The organism is Geomonas sp. (genome assembly GCF_056994735.1).
Map to the genome: position 1 here is coordinate 14,672 of NZ_JBXKJL010000345.1, position 17,914 is coordinate 32,585.

General features: G+C 59.5%; 18 protein-coding genes. 17 read left to right on the forward strand and 1 reads right to left on the reverse strand.

All coding sequences use genetic code 11. The features are described from left to right. The first annotated feature begins 472 nt into the window (after positions 1-472). The 3 genes from AC11W3_RS15005 (at position 473) to AC11W3_RS15015 (ending at position 4,987) form a co-directional block, all read left to right on the forward strand. The gene (locus tag AC11W3_RS15005; RefSeq protein ID WP_484089376.1) at positions 473-2,176 is read left to right on the forward strand and encodes an AMP-binding protein; all 1,704 of its coding nucleotides are present in this window, start codon (positions 473-475) and stop codon (positions 2,174-2,176) included. Between the two features lie 75 nt (positions 2,177-2,251). Then, positions 2,252-3,442 carry a M24 family metallopeptidase gene (locus AC11W3_RS15010; protein ID WP_484089377.1) on the forward strand — a complete coding sequence of 397 codons (1,191 nt, stop codon included), beginning with the start codon at positions 2,252-2,254 and terminating at the stop codon, positions 3,440-3,442. 219 nt (positions 3,443-3,661) lie between these two features. Beyond that, positions 3,662-4,987, forward strand: a complete 1,326-nt coding sequence (locus tag AC11W3_RS15015) for a citrate (Si)-synthase (protein WP_484089378.1) — start codon at positions 3,662-3,664, stop codon at positions 4,985-4,987. A 189-nt stretch (positions 4,988-5,176) separates the two neighbouring features. Here the strand turns inward: AC11W3_RS15015 and amrA are convergent, their stop codons facing one another. Next, positions 5,177-5,755 carry an AmmeMemoRadiSam system protein A gene (gene amrA, locus AC11W3_RS15020; protein WP_484089379.1) on the reverse strand — a complete coding sequence of 193 codons (579 nt, stop codon included), beginning with the start codon at positions 5,753-5,755 and terminating at the stop codon, positions 5,177-5,179. Between the two features lie 420 nt (positions 5,756-6,175). On the opposite strand from amrA, the gene AC11W3_RS15025 reads away from it, so the two are divergent. The 14 genes from AC11W3_RS15025 to AC11W3_RS15090 all read left to right on the forward strand — a co-directional run. Further along, entirely contained in the window at positions 6,176-6,391 is a 216-nt protein-coding gene (locus AC11W3_RS15025) for a hypothetical protein (protein ID WP_484089380.1), read from the forward strand. Positions 6,392-6,542: 151 nt separating this feature from the next. Beyond that, complete coding sequence (gene ndk / locus AC11W3_RS15030; protein WP_484089381.1) at positions 6,543-6,956, forward strand: nucleoside-diphosphate kinase; 414 nt, start codon at positions 6,543-6,545, stop codon at positions 6,954-6,956. 59 nt (positions 6,957-7,015) lie between these two features. Continuing rightward, positions 7,016-8,056, forward strand: coding sequence for a dual-specificity RNA methyltransferase RlmN (gene rlmN, locus AC11W3_RS15035; protein WP_484089382.1), 1,041 nt, complete (start codon positions 7,016-7,018; stop codon positions 8,054-8,056). 196 nt (positions 8,057-8,252) lie between these two features. Beyond that, complete coding sequence (gene mtnP, locus AC11W3_RS15040; protein ID WP_484089383.1) at positions 8,253-9,119, forward strand: S-methyl-5'-thioadenosine phosphorylase; 867 nt, start codon at positions 8,253-8,255, stop codon at positions 9,117-9,119. Positions 9,120-9,172: 53 nt separating this feature from the next. Further along, complete coding sequence (locus tag AC11W3_RS15045; protein WP_484089384.1) at positions 9,173-10,090, forward strand: PfkB family carbohydrate kinase; 918 nt, start codon at positions 9,173-9,175, stop codon at positions 10,088-10,090. A 94-nt stretch (positions 10,091-10,184) separates the two neighbouring features. Further along, positions 10,185-10,928 (forward strand): tetratricopeptide repeat protein, encoded by a 744-nt coding sequence (locus tag AC11W3_RS15050; protein WP_484093264.1) that lies wholly within the window; start codon positions 10,185-10,187, stop codon positions 10,926-10,928. 6 nt (positions 10,929-10,934) lie between these two features. Beyond that, on the forward strand, positions 10,935-11,741 hold the full coding sequence (locus AC11W3_RS15055; protein WP_484089386.1) for a helix-turn-helix domain-containing protein: 807 nt from the start codon (positions 10,935-10,937) through the stop codon (positions 11,739-11,741). 74 nt (positions 11,742-11,815) lie between these two features. Next, the gene (locus AC11W3_RS15060) at positions 11,816-12,508 is read left to right on the forward strand and encodes a GAF domain-containing protein (RefSeq protein ID WP_484089387.1); all 693 of its coding nucleotides are present in this window, start codon (positions 11,816-11,818) and stop codon (positions 12,506-12,508) included. Between the two features lie 62 nt (positions 12,509-12,570). Further along, positions 12,571-12,951 carry a response regulator gene (locus tag AC11W3_RS15065; RefSeq protein ID WP_484089388.1) on the forward strand — a complete coding sequence of 127 codons (381 nt, stop codon included), beginning with the start codon at positions 12,571-12,573 and terminating at the stop codon, positions 12,949-12,951. Between the two features lie 27 nt (positions 12,952-12,978). Beyond that, positions 12,979-13,422, forward strand: a complete 444-nt coding sequence (locus AC11W3_RS15070) for a universal stress protein (RefSeq protein ID WP_484089389.1) — start codon at positions 12,979-12,981, stop codon at positions 13,420-13,422. An 83-nt stretch (positions 13,423-13,505) separates the two neighbouring features. Beyond that, positions 13,506-14,693, forward strand: a complete 1,188-nt coding sequence (locus AC11W3_RS15075; protein WP_484089390.1) for a response regulator — start codon at positions 13,506-13,508, stop codon at positions 14,691-14,693. A gap of 76 nt (positions 14,694-14,769) precedes the next feature. Continuing rightward, positions 14,770-15,174: a response regulator gene (locus tag AC11W3_RS15080; RefSeq protein WP_484093265.1), complete on the forward strand. Its 405-nt coding sequence runs from the start codon at positions 14,770-14,772 to the stop codon at positions 15,172-15,174. A gap of 8 nt (positions 15,175-15,182) precedes the next feature. Next, positions 15,183-16,766, forward strand: a complete 1,584-nt coding sequence (locus AC11W3_RS15085) for an NAD(P)/FAD-dependent oxidoreductase (protein WP_484089392.1) — start codon at positions 15,183-15,185, stop codon at positions 16,764-16,766. A 192-nt stretch (positions 16,767-16,958) separates the two neighbouring features. Then, positions 16,959-17,914: 3'-5' exoribonuclease YhaM family protein (locus AC11W3_RS15090; protein WP_484093266.1), on the forward strand; the 956-nt coding region annotated here is incomplete at its 3' end.

Sequence of the window (17,914 nt, forward strand, 5' to 3'; positions counted from 1 at the left end):
AAACTGCTTCCGAATCGGGGTGATTAGCAAATTGCCTAAAAAATGGGCAGCAGCATGCGTCCCGTCACGCTGGGAAAAAGTGTCGAAAGATCACGGCCATTTGGAGTAACGTTTGGCATCGTTAAAGCCGGAGGAGGTCCCTTGTGTCGGGCTTCTTTACAGTTCGTCCACAAGTTAGGTAATGGCCTGCGTCTTTGCCGGCGGGGCCAATGAGTGGCGGATAAATCCGTCACCTTGGTCCCGTCGACCTCTCCGGTAATGACCGCCAATGAATATGAACCCGCAACGATATATAAATTATGGGGGCAGGCATTACAAGGATAACTTTCCGGGACAGGGAAGCCGATCAATATTTCACTCTCCATAAACCTTGACACGGCCGGTGCGCTGTGATAATGATGAAAACCTTTTTATTTCAACAAGTTGAACAGCATAGACAAATGTTTAGTGCAATCAAACAGGAGGGTGATCAATGTCGCAACAGATCGATCTGACCGTCGGCGGGCTGCTGGACCATATTGCCGAGAAGTTTCCTGACAATGAGGCCCTGATTTACGTCGAGCGGGGCCTCCGCTACACCTACCGGGAGTTCAACGAGCGCTGCCGCCAGGTGGCCAAGGGGCTCTTGCGCATGGGCGTCAAGAAGGGAGACCATCTCTCCATCTGGGCCTACAACGTGCCGGAATGGGTCACGCTGCAGTTCGCCACCGCCAAAATCGGAGCGGTACTCGTCACCGTCAACACCAGCTACAAGTCCGCCGAGCTTGAGTACATCCTCAAGCAGTCCGACTCCAGCACCCTTTTCCTGGTACAGGGCTTCAAGGACACCGATTACGTCCAGACCCTGGCCGAGGTGGTGCCTGAGCTGCCCTCCAGCAGGCCCGGGGAGCTGACCAGCGCCAAGCTTCCCTTCCTCAAGAACGTGGTCTTCCTCGGCGAGGGGGCTCCTGCCGGCACCGTCAATTTCGAGCACGTCATCGAGCTGGGCAAGGATGTACCGGACTCAGAGCTGGCAGAGGCGGAGGCCGGGTTGTCGGTATATGACGTGATCAACATGCAGTACACCTCCGGCACCACCGGTTTCCCCAAGGGTGTCATGCTGACTCACCACAACGTGGTGAACAACGGCTTCAATATCGGGGAGTGCATGCGCTTCACCGAGAAGGATCGCCTCTGCATCCCGGTCCCCTTTTTCCACTGTTTCGGCTGCGTGCTCGGGGTCATGGCCTGCGTCACCCACGGCACCACCATGGTGCCGGTGGAGATCTTCGAGCCGCTCAAGGTGCTGCAGGCCATTGAGAAGGAGCGCTGCACCGCGGTTCACGGGGTCCCCACCATGTTCATCGCCGAGCTGGAGCACCCGGAGTTCGCCAAGTTCGATCTCACCTCGCTTCGCACCGGGATCATGGCCGGCTCCAACTGCCCCATCGAGGTCATGCGCCGGGTCATCCGCGACATGCACGCCAGCGAGATCACAATCGCCTACGGCCAGACCGAGTCATCCCCGGTGATCACCCAGACCCGTACCGAGGACCCGCTGGAACTGAAGGTCTCCACCGTCGGCCGGGTCCTTCCCAACGTCGAGTTGAGGATCGTCGACATCGAGACCGGCGACGCGCTCCCCCCGGGCAAACAGGGCGAGCTCTGCACCCGCGGCTACCTCGTCATGAAGGGGTACTACAAGATGCCGGAGGAGACCGCCAAGGCCATCGACTCCGAAGGCTGGCTCCATACCGGCGACCTCGCGGTCATGGACGAGAACGGTTACTGCAAGATCACCGGCCGGATCAAGAACATGATCATCCGCGGCGGCGAGAACATCTATCCCCGCGAGATAGAGGAGTTCCTCTACACCCACCCGGGCATCTCCGACGTCCAGGTCTACGGCGTTCCCGACCGCAAGTACGGGGAGCAGGTGATGGCGGCGGTCATCCTCAAGAATGGGGTGGCCATGACCGAGGAGGAGGTCCGGGAGTTCTGCCGCGGCAAGATCGCCAACTACAAGATTCCCAAGTACGTCCGCTTCGTCGACTCCTACCCCATGACCGCCAGCGGCAAGATCCAGAAGTTCAAGCTGCGCGAGATGGCGATACGCGAGCTGCAGCTGGACGAGGTCGACGGTACCGTGCAGGAAACAGCCGTCCAGGGCGCGGCTATTCCGGCTCCTCCCTGTTGACGGCCCGGGCAGAGTACGCTATGTTTCCTCCTCCCTTCCTCCACAAAATTCATGAGGAAGGGTCAAGGAGGAGATATGCGGCTCACGCCGAGGAACGAACTCGAATACCGGTACCGTAAACTGCAATCGGAGATGGCCGCCGCGGGACTAGACGCGGTCATCATGGTGCAGAACGCAGACCTTTTCTATTTCACCGGCACCGTACAGGCCGGAAACCTCTACGTCCCCGCCTCCGGGGACCCGATCTACCTGGTGCGAAGGGACTACCTGAGGGCCCGCATGGAAAGCGGCCTGGCCCAGGTAGTCCCTTTTTTTTCGCCCAGCGAACTCCCCTCACTGGTGGCCGCCCAGGGGCACCCGACGCCGGCACGGATCGGCCTGGAACTGGACGTCCTGCCGGTCGCCATCTACCGGAAGTACCTCGCCATCTATCCCGACGCCGAGTTTATCGACGCCACCCCCCTCATCCGCCGCGTCAGGGCGGTCAAGACCCACTACGAGATCCACATTTTGCAGGATGCCGCCAACCAGGCCGACAAGGTCTTCCGCAAGGCCGCCGAGGTGATCCGGGAGGGGATGACCGAGCTCGAGCTTGCGGCGGAGCTTGAGCACCTGTCGCGCCTGGAGGGGCACCAGGGATACCTGCGCATGCGGGCCTTCAACGGTGAGCTCGCTGTGAGCCAGGTCCTTTCCGGGGCCGATTCGGCCGCCCCCGCCTGCACCAATACTCCCCTGGGAGGCATGGGGCTCACCCCGGCCTTCGGGCACGGGGCGAGCTACAACAGGGTGGGGCGCAACGAGCCGATCGTGGTCGATATCGCCAGCTGCTTCGACGGCTACATGGTGGACCAGACCAGGGTCTTTTCCCTGGGGCCGCTGCCGGACCGTTTGCGCAAGGGGTACGACGCCATGCTGCGGGTCCAGGCCCTGATGATGGAGATGGCCGAGGCGCGCCCGACCTGGGGGGGCATCTATGACGCCTGCATGAGGCTTGTCTCCGATCTGGGCTACAGTGACAACTTCATGGGCGGCCCCGGCTCACAGGTGCCGTTTATCGGTCACGGCATTGGCATAGAGATAGATGAGTATCCTTTCATAGCCAAGGGGTTCGACTCAGAGCGGCTGGAGCCCGGGATGGTATTCGCCTTCGAGCCAAAGTTGGTCTTTCCTGGGGAGGGGGCGGTAGGCATAGAGAACACCTTTTACCTTACAGAAAGCGGACTTAAGCAGCTCACCTTTTCGGATGAGAAAGTTGTAATTCTATGAGCCCGACAAAAATGTAATCAAAATAGTAAAACAGAATTTTTTTGTATTGAAATTGAACCGAGGCAATGGTATACATTTGAAAACTCTTTGTATACAGTATACTTCCTGCGCAACCGGCCGCGAATGTGGTTCGACCGGCACCGGTGTCGAAGAGGGTGGCAGATACGTCGTTAATTCATCAGTGTGCACTCAACCCCAACAGAAAAGGAGATCAGACACATGACGCAATTAAAAGAGAAGTTGTTTGAGAAGATCCAAGCCCACCGTCCCCGTACCGCTCGCCTGACCAAGGAGTTCGGCTCCGTGATCATCGACAAGGTCGACATCGGCCAGTGCATTGGTGGTGCCCGTGATATCAGGAGCCTCGTCACCGATATCTCCTACCTGGATCCGCAGGAAGGGATTCGCTTCAGGGGTAAGACCATCCCCGAGACCTTCGAAGCACTTCCGAAGGCTGCCGGTTCCGAGTATCCGACCGTCGAGTCCTTCTGGTACTTCCTCCTCACCGGCGAAGTCCCGACCCAGGACCAGGTTGCCGCCGTTGAAGCCGAGTTCAAGACCCGCCAGGTAGTCCCTGAGTACGTCTACCAGGCAGTTCGCGCTCTTCCGAAAGACAGCCACCCGATGGTGATGCTCTCCGTCGGCATCCTGGCCATGCAGAAGGATTCCAAGTTCGCCGCCTTCTACAGCTCCGGGAAGTTCAACAAGATGGACGCCTGGGAGACCGTCTACGAAGACGCCAGCGACATCGTGGCTCGTATCCCGGTACTGGCTGCCTTCATCTACAACCTCAAATACCGCGGCGACAAGCAGATCCCGATCGATCCGAAGCTCGACATGGGCGCCAACTTCGCCCACATGATCGGCCAGAGCGACCAGTACAAGGACGTGGCCAGGATGTACTTCATCCTCCACTCCGACCACGAGTCCGGCAACGTCTCGGCCCACACCACGCACCTCGTGCACTCCGCTCTCTCCGACCCGTACTACGCATACTCCGCAGGCCTCAACGGCCTGGCTGGCCCGCTGCACGGCCTGGCAAACCAGGAAGTGCTCGGCTGGATCATGGAGTTCCAGAAGAAGCTCAACGGCGCCGAGCCGACCAAAGAGAACGTCACCAAGGCTCTTTGGGATACCCTCAACGCAGGCCAGGTCGTTCCGGGCTACGGTCACGCCGTTCTCAGGAAGACCGACCCGCGCTACACCGCACAGCGCGAGTTCTGCCTCAAGACCCCGGGCCTCAAGGACGATCCGCTGTTCAAGCTGGTCGCCATGATCTTCGAGACCGCCCCGGGCGTCCTCACCGAGCACGGCAAGACCAAGAACCCCTGGCCGAACGTCGACGCACAGTCGGGCGTCATCCAGTGGTACTACGGCCTCAAGGAGTGGGACTTCTACACCGTCCTCTTCGGCGTGGGTCGCGCACTTGGCTGCATGGCGAACATCACCTGGGACCGCGGACTCGGCTACGCCATCGAGCGTCCGAAATCCGTCACCACCGACATGCTCGAGAAATGGGCTGCAGAGGGTGGCAGGAAGATGTAATTGTCCTTCCCACAGGGACGACAAAGGGGGCGCGAAAGCGCCCCCTTTTTTTGCTCTTATTTTGGCAGGATGACCTCGAATGGTGCCGGTTCGGGACGGGGCGGCAGGGGCGATGGCTCGAGAAATGACGCGACGGAGCCGGCTCCGGCTTCCTGGTGGCGGCAACTCCATGCCCGGGTAGCGCTCCCCTTAACGCGCAGTTGAGGCTTCGCCTCGAGACTCGTCTTCGCCGAAGACCTCGGCGGTAAAGACGTAGATATCCGCCCCCTCTTTCCAGTCATCCCGCTTTAATCCCGCCTTAAGGGCGGTCTGGTTAAGGAAGGTCTCGCGGTTCCATCCCTGTTCGACCGCCACCTGCGGCAGCAGGACGCCGCGCGAGAAGTTCTTCTCCAGGTACAGGCCATGAGTCCCGACCTCAACCTCCTCTGGCGACGAGATGCGGCTTAACGGCGAGAGGACGGAGATCTCCAGCTCGTAGTTCGAGAGATCCTCTTCCTTCATCGGGTAGAAGCGCGGGTCCCGAATCGCAGCAGAAGCGGCCATCTGCTGTACCAATTGATAAAGGGGCTTGTCTGAGGTCAGGTTGCCGATGCACCCTCGGAGCGCACCGTTACTCTTGATGGTTACGAAGCATCCCTGAGCCTCGATGGGGGGGGCTGCTGATACTTCACGGACAGGGACCTTGCCGGTGCGGACAGCGGCTGTGACCGCCTCGCGGGCTAGTTCCAAAAGAAGTTTCCTCTCTTCGGAGCTGAGCGTTTGTGTCACGGGTCCTCCACAGACAGTGGCTGGTATTTTGGGATTGGTTAACGTTGGTAAGGTAATATATTTGCTTCACATTTACAAGAGCTAACCTTCTCTTGATTGAGATTGAGACTCCTTCTCCGTTCGGCAGACAAGGTCGAAGCTTCACGACAGCCGCGTCCAGTGCCGTGCTGGCGGATGTCTTCGCAGACGACAAAGCAGCAAAACTCTCGCAGCTACGCTGGTTTTGATGAGAGGGGTGTAGTTGTAGCTCGAATGCGAGCGTAAGCACTAGAAGGTTCTAAGGAAAATATTGTTTTTTTAGCTTTAAAAAGTATTGACTTTTGCAGGAATGCTAGTATATTCGCCCTTTGTTGTGACACAAAAAACCAGGCGCTGTGCGCGGTAATGGTAAATCTAAAAAGAAAAGAGGTGATATCGTCAATGAAAAAACTGATCTCTTTAGCTCTTTGCCTGGCTCTGGCTCTTGCCTTTGCTGCTGGCTGCAAGAAGAAGGAAGAAGCTCCGGCTCCTGCTGCTGAGCAGGCTGCTCCGGCCGCTCCGGCTGCTCCGGTTCAGGCTCCGACTTCTTCCGCTAAGGCTGCTCCGGCTGCTCCGGCTGCCCCGGCTGCTCCGGCCGCTCCGGCTGAGAAGAAGTAACTCGAAGCAGGGTGCGCCCTGCTTCAAGAAAGCCCACAGAGTCATCTGTGGGCTTTTTTTGTGTCCGCGAAACCCCGATTTGCCTTGACAAGAAACGAGCCGCAATGCTATTTGAAGAGGTCGTTCAATACAATGACCCCGGGAGGAAGCAATGGAAAGAACATTCGCAATTATCAAGCCTGATGCAGTCGAGAGAAACGTTACCGGCAAGGTGCTGGAGATGATAGAGGCAGGCGGTTTCAAGATCGTCGGTATGAAGAAGATCCGTCTTTCCAAGTGCCAGGCGGAAGGCTTCTACTACGTGCACAAGGAGCGCCCGTTCTTCGGCGATCTCTGCGCTTTCATGTCCAGGGGCCCGGTGATCGCCCTGGTGCTGGAGAAAGAGAATGCAATCGCCGACTGGAGGAAGCTCATGGGCGCCACCAACCCGGCCAACGCTGAAGAGGGCACCATCCGCAAGGCTCTGGGCGTGAGCATCGAAGAGAACACCGTTCACGGCTCCGACGCCCCGGAGACCGCTGCTTTCGAAATTCCGTACTTCTTCAACCAGCTCGAACTGGTCTAGTACGCAAAAGTGAGGCAACAAAGGGCCCTTCGCGAGAAGGGCCTTTTTACATCCAAGGTATGCAAAAGACAGACGTAAAGAACCTGACCCTCGAGGGGCTTGAGCAGTATATCGCCGGGCTTGGCAAGGAGCGCTTCCGCGCCAAGCAGATCTTCAAGTGGCTCTACCAGATGGACGCCACCTCGTTCTCCGAGATGACCAACGTCTCCAAGGAGTTCAGGGGCTATCTCGAAGAGAGAGCGACCATCAGCAACCTGATACCGGAGGTTGTCGAGGCATCCGACGACGGCACGAAGAAGTATCTCTTCCGCCTCTCCGACGGCAGTGCCGTTGAGAGCGTGCTGATCCCGGACGATGGTCGTAACACCCTCTGCATCTCCAGCCAGGTCGGCTGCGCCATGGGGTGCGCCTTCTGCCTTACCGGCAGCTTCGGCCTTTCGAGGAATCTGACCACGGCGGAGATCGTGAACCAGGTCTGCGCGGTCAAGCGCGATGAGCCGGTGAGAAACATCGTATTCATGGGAATGGGAGAACCCCTTGCCAACCTCTCGGCGGTGATCCCGGCGGTGAAGATCCTGACCGACCCTGATGGATTCCAGTTCTCCAACCGGAAGGTGACGGTGTCGACCTCCGGGCTGGTCCCGCAGATGGCTGAACTTGGGGCTGCGGTGACCGTGAACCTGGCGGTTTCACTCAATGCCACCACGGACGAGGTCCGTTCCCGCATCATGCCGGTGAACCGGACCTATCCCCTGAAGGATCTCCTGGCCGCGTGCAAGGCCTTCCCGCTCCCATCAAGGCGCTGGATTACCATGGAGTACGTGCTGATCCGGGACCTGAACGATTCGCTCGAGGATGCCAAGAGGCTGGTGCGGCTGATCAGCAACATCCCTTCGAAGGTGAACCTGATCCCCTTCAACGAGCATGAAAGCAGCGACTTCAGGAGCCCGAGCCAGGACGCCATCGACAGGTTCCACAAGTACCTGCTGGACAAGAACGTCACCGTCATCACCCGCTCCAGCCGGGGCAGCGACATTTCCGCCGCCTGCGGACAGCTGAAGGGCAGGCTGGACCAGAAGGCGGTGAATGGTGAATGGTGAATGGTGAAAGGTGAAAGGTGAAAGGTGAAAGGTGAAAGGTGAAAGGTGAAACCTCGCCTTCTTGCTGTATCATTAGTTGCTTTAATGGTTTTTATATAGTGTTGGGATATTCGATATGCAGCGCGAAATAGTGGGTGGTCTACAAAGGTTCTATTCACCTTTCACCCTTCACCTTTCACGCCTTCAGGAGGGGTAGATGACGAACGAGGTAATTGGGGTTATCGGGGGAAGCGGACTGTACGAGATGGAGGGGATGACCGAGGTAAGCCAGGTCACCATCGATACTCCCTTCGGCAGGCCCAGCGACGACTACGTCACCGGAACGCTGGACGGCGTGCGGATGGTCTTTCTGCCGCGTCACGGCAAGGGGCACCGTTTCACCCCCAGCGAGGTCAATTACCGCGCCAACGTCTACGGTATGAAGAAGCTCGGTGTCTCCCGAATCATCTCGGTTTCCGCCGTCGGCAGCCTCAGGGAAGAAATCGTCCCCGGCCACATCGTGATTCCCGACCAGTTCATCGACCGCACCCGCGGCTTCCGCAAGGACACCTTCTTCGGCAACGGCATCGTCGGCCATGTCCAGTTTGCCGATCCCGTCTGCAAGGACCTCTCTGCCACCCTTTTCAGCGCAGCGCAGGAAGTCGGGGCCGCTGTGCACCGCGGCGGCACCTACATCTGCATGGAAGGCCCCGCCTTCTCCTCCCGGGCGGAATCCCATATGTACCGCTCCTTCGGCGCCTCCATTATCGGCATGACCAACCTGACCGAGGCGAAACTGGCCCGCGAGGCGGAAATCTGCTACGGCGTCATCGCCCTTTCCACCGACTACGATTGCTGGCACGAGGCCCACGACGATGTCTCGGTCGATGCCATCATCGCCATCATCCAGTCGAACGTCGCCACCGCTAAAAAAATCATCAGGGCCGCTGTGCGGCAGGTCTCCGCTGAAAGGAGCTGCGCCTGCTCGGAAGCGTTGAAGTACGCCATCATCAGCGACACCACGGTGATTCCGGTGGAGACCAGGGAGAACCTGGAGTTGATCATCGGGAAGTATGTGAAATAGGTTAAGGGCTAAGGGCTAAAATATAATTCAATCTGTTTCCCACGGAGGTCTTCATGAGCATCCTCGTCGTCGGTTCCGTTGCACTTGATTCTGTCGAGACCCCGTTCGGCCAGCGGGAGCGGGTTCTTGGTGGCTCGGCCACCTACTTCTCCACCTCTGCCAGCTTCTTCACCGACGTCAATCTCGTCGCCGTGGTGGGGGAGGACTTCCCCGAGGAGCATACCCGCTTCCTCACCTCGCGAAATGTCGATCTTACCGGGCTCTCCAGGGTTCCGGGCGAGACCTTCCACTGGAAAGGCCGCTACGGCTATGACCTCAATGAGGCACAGACCCTGGAGACGCACCTCAACGTCTTCGAAAGCTTCCGCCCCGTCATCCCGGCATCTTACGCCGACGCAGAGTACCTGATCCTCGCCAATATCGACCCCGAACTGCAGATGGAGGTCCTGAACCAGGTCAAGAGGCCCAAGGTGGTGGCGTGCGACACCATGAACTTCTGGATCGCCTCCAAGCCCGAGGCGCTGAAGGAAGTCATCAGCCGGGTCGATTTCTTCATCATCAACGAAGGCGAGGCACGGCAGCTTTCGGGCGAGTCGAACCTGGTCCGGGCCGCCAGGAAGATCATCGCCATGGGAGTCAAGAACCTCATCGTCAAGAGGGGTGAGTACGGCGTGCTGATGTTCAACGGTCACTCCCTCTTTGCCGCACCCGCCTTCCCCATCGAGGAGGTCTTCGATCCCACCGGGGCAGGGGACACCTTCGCCGGAGGCTTCATGGGCTACCTCGCCAACACCGGGAACCTGAGCGATGAAGGGGTGCGACAGGCTGTAATCTTCGGATCGGTCATGGCCTCTTTCAATGTCGAGGCCTTCAGCCTCGACAGGCTCAAGACCCTTACCTACCCCGAAATCGAGGCACGTTATCGCAGCTTCAAGCAGATGACCCACTTTGAAGGGGTCGGTGAAGCCTGACCCTGAAGGTGAGGGGGCGGTACCTTCATTGACAAGCCTCTGTTAATCTGCTAATTTTTCCGGGTGGTCAAAACGGCCTTTATCTGGTGAGAATATGCCCCGTTGGACTCTATTGATCCTGATGCTGCCCCTGCTCCTCTCCGCAGGATGCGCCACTAGCGCCACCAAGAACCGTGCACTCTATCATTACCAGATGGGGCAGTCGTTCTACGCGGAGAATAACTTTACCGGAGCCTTGCAGGAGTTCACCGAGGCCGAGAAGCTCACCCCCAAGGATCCCATCCTCCTCAACGACCTGGCGCTGACCTATTTCCGCAAGGGGCGCTACGATCTGGCGGAGGCCAAGTACCTGAGAGCCCTTGATCTGAAGGTTGACTACTCCGATGCGCGCAACAACCTCGGGGTCAACTACCTGGAGATGAAGCGGTGGGACGACGCCATCGCCCAGTTCAAGCTGGTCCAGGATGACATCTTCTATGCCGGGCAGGACAGCGCGGCCATCAATATGGGGCTCGCACACCTGGGGAAGGGCGATTACCAGCAGGCCCTGGCGGTGCTCCGGAGCGCAGTCAGCAAGAATCCGTCGGACCCGCGGGGGAGGCTGAACCTCGGCCGGGTCTATTTCGCGCTGGATAAGATCGACCTGGCCGTGGACCAGTACCGCAGGGCGCTGGCCCTGAACCCCTCCTACGCCAATGCCCACTACTACCTGGGGCTGGCGCTGATGAAGCAAAAGGAACCAAAAGGGGCCAGAGATGCTTTCAAGGAAGTGATTCGCATCGCTCCCGATTCAGAGATCGGGCAGCTTTCCAGGGAGTACTCGGACCTTCTCAAGTGAGGATACGTGGCTGAGGAAGACGCAGAAAAAGGCGGGGGGCTCCCGGTCGGGGAGTACCTGAAGAGCGTCCGCGAGTCGAAGGGGATCGAACTCGACGAGGCGTCCAAGGTCACCAAGGTTGGCAAGAACTACCTGATGGCCCTGGAATCCGGGGAGTACGAGAAGCTTCCCAGCCCTGCCTACATCAAGGGCTTCCTCCGCCTCTATGCAGATTTCCTCTCGCTCTCCGGCGACGACATCGTGGCTCGCTACGAGAGTTCCCTCCCCTCGCCACGCCCGGCGCAGGCGGAGCCGGTTCCCCAGCGTCCCGTGGAGATCATGGAACGGAGCAAGATACCGGGCCCCGGTCGTTGGGTCGTTCCAGCGGTCCTTCTGGTACTGGTAATTATGGCTGCCATCCTCTTTTCCGAGAAGGAGGAAAAGCCCGTTCGCCAGGCGCAGCCTCCCTCTCCCGCTTCCCCGGCTCCCGCTCCGCCTACTGCGGCACCGGTGATGCCTCAGAGGACTTCCGCGGCCGCGCCGGTGCCGGCCCAGGCCGACGCGCTCCCCCCTGCGACTCCCCCGAGCCAGCCGGGCGGCGTGGTGCTGAGGCTGCGATTCAACCGCGACAGCTGGCTCAGCATAACCATTGACGACAGCATCTCCCAGCGCTACGACCTCAAGGCTGGCGACGTCATCGAATGGAAAGGCGCCAAGGGCTTCGTGGTCGATGTCGGCGACGGCGGTGCCGTCGAGGGAGACATAAACGGCCGGCCCCTCAAGGCTCTCGGGGAGGCTGGGAAACCCGCTCACGTGGAACTCAAGGGACAATAGCAGGTAGAGAATAAAGAACTATCAAGGAGAGATGGATGCAACTTGCGGCGCGCTGCCGAAAATGTGGCAGGGTAATGAAGAGTGAACGGGTTGACAGCTACCGGGTGAAGATGAGCTGCAGTTGCGGTTTTTCCGACTTCCGGACCCAGACCGAGCGGGTCAAGACGGTGAACCCCTTCTACCACAAGGCGGGCTTCACCCCCTTTCTGGAGAGCGAGAAGGGGAAGATGGTGCTCACCATGCAGAAGGCCAACCGCGAGCACCTGGAGATCATCTCCCTTGAGGAGATCAGCATGCTGGTCTCATCGGACTTCGGGCTCCCCGATGTGCTGCAGAACGTGGCCCGCAAGATCGCCGAGCAGCTAAAGGTCAGCGTCTGCTCCATCTACCTCATGTCGGAAGGGGATCTGCTGCTGGCGGCCACCTACGGTTTCGACCCCACCTTCATCGGCAAGATCCGCATCAAGATCGGCGAGGGTATCACCGGGACGGTGGCCAAGGATCGCCATCACATCTCGCTCAACCGCGCCTCGCAGGATCCGCGCTACAAGAGCTTCCCGGAACTGCAGGAGGAGAAGTACAACTCCATGCTCTCCTTCCCCATCGCGGACAAACAGGATGTCTACGGGGTCATCAACCTCAACAGCACATCAATGAAAACTTTTTCCGAGGACGAAATTTATTTCGTCTCGATCATCGCCAACCTGATTCTTTCCGCCGTTAAGCTCAGGAAAAGAGTCGCTTCTTCGGAGCGCGGCCAGGCTTGACAGGCCGCACCCCGATGTTAGAATCAAGGTTGCTTTTTTAATAAATCAGGTTGGAGTTCATCTTGGCAAAGCAGCCCAAGCGGATACTGGTGGTGGATGACGAGGAGAATGCACGGATTGGTCTGTCCCGGCTCCTCTCCAAGGAGGGCTTCCTGGTCGACAGCGTAGCCAACGGCTTCGAGGCCTTGAACTACCTGCGGGAGCAGGAGGTGAACCTCATCGTCACCGACATCAACATGCCCGAGATGAACGGGATCACCTTCCTCAAGGAACTCAACCGCAATTATCCCCGCTCCAACGTGATCATGATCACCGCGTACGGCGGAGTCGAGTCCTACATAGAGGCCATGAACCTGGGCGCCTTCGAATATATCAACAAGCCGGTGAAGATCGATGAGCTGAAGTCGATACTCAAGAAGATCTTCAAGGAGACGAGCCACTGATCCAATCACCTTGAACTGGGGGTTGAGATGCGGACTATCGACAAGATTCTCTTCGCAACCGATTTTTCGGAAAGTTCCGAGCACGCCTTCGAGTACGCGCTGGCGCTGGCTCAGCAGTTCAACAGCAAGCTGATCGTGCTTCACGTGATCAACGAGCCGGTCGACCTGCGAGGGTTCTACGTCCCGCACGTCTCCTTCGAGAACCTGGAGAAGGAGATCGAGGAGGGGGCTCAGAAGATGATGTCGAGGTTCTGCAGCACCCACATCACCGATTACACCAACTACGAGTGCGCTATCGTGACCGGGGTCCCTTACGAGGAGATCCTGAAGCGGGCCGAGAGCGAAAAGGTCTCCTTCATCGTGCTCGGCACCCAGGGAAGAAGCGGCATCGATCATCTCCTTTTCGGCTCCACCGCGGAGCGCGTGGTGAGGAAGGCTCTTTGCCCGGTGGTGACCGTCAGGCATCCTTGATCCCAAAGCCGCAATCCTTTCGCGGGGCAGCGTACGCTGTCCCTTTTTTTTTGGCTCCGCCGAATGAATAGAGAAAGAGTGCAATGACCAGTACCGAGAAAATGCCGCGAGGACGCGTCCTCATCGTCGACGACGAGAAGGTGATCCTCGACCTGACCGCCATCATCCTCAGGAACCGGGGCTACGAGGTTTTCACCGCGCTCAGCGCCCGTGAGGGCCTGGAGGCCATCGAACAGGAGCGCCCGGAACTGGTGCTCCTTGACTACATGATGCCGAACATGGACGGTCTCACCGCCTTGAAGGAGATCAGGCGGCGCTACCCTGACACCTACGTGATCATGTTCACCGGGAAGGGGAGCGAAGAGATCGCGGTCGAGCTCATGAAAGCCGGGGCCTCCGACTACATCCTCAAGCCGTTCAATAACCAGGACATGGTGGAGCGGATCGAGAACGTCCTGAAGCTGCGGGGAGTCGAGCTGCAGAACCTGGCCCTTTTGAGCGAGCGCGAGCGGCTTTTGTCGGAGATTGCCGACTGGAACCGCGAACTCGAGGCCAGGGTGCAGGAGAAGAGCGAGGCCCTGAATAGGGCCCAGGCGGAGATCGTCCAGTCCGAAAAACTCGCAACCCTGGGCTACCTCTCGGCAGGAATGGCTCATGAGATCAGGAACCCGCTGAATTCCATCGCCCTCTTCGTGCAGCTCATCAAGGGGGGGCTCGATGAGCACGAGCGCGTCGATTACGTCGACAAGATCCTCAAGGAGGTCGACCGGATCGACTCGATCCTGGCCAAGCTCCTTGACGCCTCGAAAAGGCCCAGGTTCGAGATCACCGACGTGCGCGTGGACCGGATCCTGGAGAACACCCTGGAGGCCTTCACTCCCCAGCTTCGCCAGAAGAAAATCAGGGTGGTCACCGATTTCAAGACGACCCCCCCCGCGATCAAGGCCGACCCCATGGAGATCGAGCAGATCTTCACCAACCTGTTCCTCAACTCGATTTACGTGATGCCGGAGGAGGGGACCCTGGGGGTGCAGCTCGACCAGGACGAGGAGTACATAAACCTCAAGGTCTCCGACACCGGCCCCGGCATCCCCCCCGAAAACCTCCCCAATATCTTCGACCCGTTCTTCACCACCAACAGCCGCGGCACCGGCCTGGGACTCTCCGTCGTCCTGAGGATAGTCAAGACCTACAAGGGAAAGATCGAGGTGGAGAAAAGCGATGCCTCCGGCACCACCTTTTCGGTCCGCCTCCCCCTTTCCGCCAGGTGAGAAGGGGGCGCTTTCCCCTTTCATTTTGGCCGGCATTTTTGTATGATGTCCCTTTCAACCGCGTTCTGAGGTCGTGATGGCAGCAGCTGACAGGGTAAAGATTCTTCTCATCGACGACGACCGCTTCTTTCTGAAGGTCCTGGCCGACTCCTTCTCCGGGGCCTGCTTCACGGTGGTCACCGCCCCCGATGGCGTAGCCGGGGTCAAGGCCTATCTCGACGAGAGTCCCGACGTGGTGATCTCGGACCTGATAATGCCGGGGATGGGAGGGGTCAGCACCTGCCTCCAGATCGCCCGGCTCGCGGGAGAACGGGACCCGATCATCGTCCTGCTTACCTCGATGTTCCAGGGGGCGCCACATGAGCACCCGGTCGCCGAGATGGGGGCCAAGGTGCACATACCGAAATCGACCTCGCCTTTGGACATCGTGATCATCATCGAGCAGCTCCTGGAGAGAAAGAGGCGCGCCAGCGCCGCTTGACCCTATAAATGCCATTTCTGCTGCGTAACCTGACCCTGAACCCCGGCGTGGACGACTCCGCGCTGCGCCCGCTTGTAGCCCGCAAACTCGGCATCCGCGAGTCCGAGCTCACCTCCTTCACCATCGTGAGAAAAGGGATCGACGCCCGGAAGAAAGGGGCGGTCAAGCTGGTTTTCTCGGTGGAGTTCAGCATCAGGGACGAGTCGACGCTCTCGCCCGGTGGCGACCTGTCACGGGTGGAGCCGCAGCCCGGTTTGAAATTCCCGAGAGTTCCGAAAACCCCCGGCATCGTGATCGTCGGGATGGGACCGGCCGGACTCTTCGCCGCCCTGAGACTGGCGGAATATGGATTGGTTGCGGAGGTCCTGGAGCGCGGCCGAAATGTCGAGCAGCGAACCAGGGACGTGGCCCGTTTCTGGCGGGAGGGAGCACTTCTCCCCGAAAGCAACGTGCAGTTCGGAGAGGGGGGAGCCGGTACCTTCTCCGACGGGAAGCTGATGACCCGGGTCAAGGATCCCAACTCGGGATGGGTGCTGAAAAAGCTGGTCGAGTTCGGTGCTCCGCCGGAGATCCTGTATCAGGCCAAGCCGCACATCGGGACCGACCGGCTGCGCGGGGTGGTGAAGGGGATCAGGGAAAGGCTCCTCGCTGCCGGCTTCGACATCTCCTTCGAAAGCAGGCTGAGCGGCATCAGGACGCGTGACCGGAAATTGACCGGCATCGTCGTTAATGATGATCGGGAACGTCCCTGCAGCGCCCTCGTCCTTGCGCCGGGACACAGCGCGCGCGACACCTACGCGATGCTTCATGAGGCCGGCGTGGCCCTGGAGCAGAAGGCCTTCGCCGTAGGTGTGAGGGTGGAGCATCCCCAGGCTCTGATCGACGATATCCAGTACGGCGACAAGCATCACCTGAGCCTCCCGCCTGCCGAGTACTCGCTGGCCTACAACAATGAAAAAAGCGGCCGCTCGGCCTACTCCTTCTGCATGTGTCCGGGAGGAGTCGTGGTGGCCGCGGCATCGGAGCCGGGCGGGGTGGTGGTCAACGGCATGAGCGGTTACCGCCGCAACTCGCCCTTCGCCAACAGCGCGCTGGTTGCCACCGTGGGGCCGCGGGACTTCGGCGATGCCTCGCCTCTTTCCGGCGTCGAATTCCAGCGGCTCCTCGAACGGAAGGCTTTCGAAGCGGGAGGCTGTGGCTACCTGGCCCCTGCCCAGAGCCTGTTGGCCTTTCTTGGACAGGGTAGGGGGAAGCTCTCCTCCAGCTATCAACCGGGGGTAACGGAATATGACCTGGCCCAGCTGCTGCCGCAACCGGTGGTAGCAACCCTCAGGGAGGGACTGGCCTTCTTCGACAGGAAGATGCGCGGCTTCATCACGGCCGAGGCCACGCTCACCGGAGTCGAGACCAGGACCTCGGCGCCGCTGCGGATCATCCGCGGTACCGATCTGCAGTCGGTGAGCCACCAGGGCCTTTATCCCGCCGGGGAAGGGGCCGGCTATGCAGGCGGTATCATGAGTGCCGCACTCGACGGGATACGGGTTGCCGACGCCATAGCCTCTCGTTTACAGGTGGAGCCCAAGGCCCGGTAGTCACGGCTCCGCCACTTTCAGCCCCAGGAAGCAGCACCCGGACGATCTCGACACACACTGTAATCATGCAATGGCACTCCTCCCCAGCCGGAGGAGGGCTCGAAGCGGGATTTTTACGGCATCTCCAGCCGTACTCCCCCTCCCGGGCCCTCCCCCCGACGGGAGGGGGCTTAAGGACCAAGGAGCCCACATTTGAAAAAGATTTGCGTTGCCGACATCAAAGATCGGGACATGGTCGATGCCGTCTTCCTCGTCAAGGAGAAGATCATGGCCATGGCCAAAAACGGCAAGCCTTACCTCACCTTGAAGCTGATGGACAAGACGGGAGAGGTGGATGCCAAGGTCTGGGACAACGCTGACGAGGTCGGTTGCCTTTTCGACAAGAACGACTTCCTGGCCGTCCGCGCCAAGGCCAGCGTCTACCTGGGGAAGATGCAGCTGATTCTCTCCGAGCTCAAGAAGGTCCCCGACGAGCAGATCGAGCTGGCGGATTTTCTGCCGGAGACCGATCGCGACATCAATTTCATGGCCGACGAGCTCAAGGCCCTGCTCGCATCGATCAAGGATCCTGACCTCCTGAGGCTGTTGAACGCCTTCTTCGGCGACGCCGAACTGATGGCCAAATTCCGTGTGGCTCCCGCCGCGAAGGGCATGCACCACGTCTACCTAGGTGGACTGCTGGAGCACTCTCTCGCCGTGGCGAAACTGGTCGACGCCATGGCGCCACTGTACGAGGGCCTGAACCGCGACCTGCTGATCGCCGGAGCCCTGCTGCACGATGTGGGCAAGGTGCGGGAGATGACCTACATGCGCTCCTTCGACTATTCCGACGAAGGGAAGCTCATCGGGCACATCACTATTGGAGCCGAGATGCTGCATGAGCGGATCTCGGCTCTGCCGGGGTTCCCGGCCGAGTTGGGAATGCTTCTCAAGCACATGATCCTCTCCCACCACGGCCAGTACGAGTACGGCTCGCCCAAGCGCCCCAAAACCCTGGAAGCGACCATACTGAATTATCTTGACGACCTCGACTCCAAGATCAACGGCATCAGGACCCACATCCGCAAGGAGCCTGATAACCCCTCACGCTGGACGTCGTATCACCGGCTGTACGACCGTTACTTCTTCAAGGAGAACGGGCTGCGGGG

What these genes read in the sequence shown, in the direction of transcription:
- AC11W3_RS15005 (WP_484089376.1), top strand. Translation starts at nt 473, where the DNA reads ATGTCGCAACAGATCGATCTGACCGTCGGCGGGCTGCTGGACCATATT.
- AC11W3_RS15010 (WP_484089377.1), top strand. Translation starts at nt 2,252, where the DNA reads ATGCGGCTCACGCCGAGGAACGAACTCGAATACCGGTACCGTAAACTG.
- AC11W3_RS15015 (WP_484089378.1), top strand. Translation starts at nt 3,662, where the DNA reads ATGACGCAATTAAAAGAGAAGTTGTTTGAGAAGATCCAAGCCCACCGT.
- AC11W3_RS15025 (WP_484089380.1), top strand. Translation starts at nt 6,176, where the DNA reads ATGAAAAAACTGATCTCTTTAGCTCTTTGCCTGGCTCTGGCTCTTGCC.
- ndk (WP_484089381.1), top strand. Translation starts at nt 6,543, where the DNA reads ATGGAAAGAACATTCGCAATTATCAAGCCTGATGCAGTCGAGAGAAAC.
- rlmN (WP_484089382.1), top strand. Translation starts at nt 7,016, where the DNA reads ATGCAAAAGACAGACGTAAAGAACCTGACCCTCGAGGGGCTTGAGCAG.
- mtnP (WP_484089383.1), top strand. Translation starts at nt 8,253, where the DNA reads ATGACGAACGAGGTAATTGGGGTTATCGGGGGAAGCGGACTGTACGAG.
- AC11W3_RS15045 (WP_484089384.1), top strand. Translation starts at nt 9,173, where the DNA reads ATGAGCATCCTCGTCGTCGGTTCCGTTGCACTTGATTCTGTCGAGACC.
- AC11W3_RS15050 (WP_484093264.1), top strand. Translation starts at nt 10,185, where the DNA reads ATGCCCCGTTGGACTCTATTGATCCTGATGCTGCCCCTGCTCCTCTCC.
- AC11W3_RS15060 (WP_484089387.1), top strand. Translation starts at nt 11,816, where the DNA reads ATGAAGAGTGAACGGGTTGACAGCTACCGGGTGAAGATGAGCTGCAGT.
- AC11W3_RS15070 (WP_484089389.1), top strand. Translation starts at nt 12,979, where the DNA reads ATGCGGACTATCGACAAGATTCTCTTCGCAACCGATTTTTCGGAAAGT.
- AC11W3_RS15075 (WP_484089390.1), top strand. Translation starts at nt 13,506, where the DNA reads ATGACCAGTACCGAGAAAATGCCGCGAGGACGCGTCCTCATCGTCGAC.
- AC11W3_RS15080 (WP_484093265.1), top strand. Translation starts at nt 14,770, where the DNA reads ATGGCAGCAGCTGACAGGGTAAAGATTCTTCTCATCGACGACGACCGC.
- AC11W3_RS15085 (WP_484089392.1), top strand. Translation starts at nt 15,183, where the DNA reads ATGCCATTTCTGCTGCGTAACCTGACCCTGAACCCCGGCGTGGACGAC.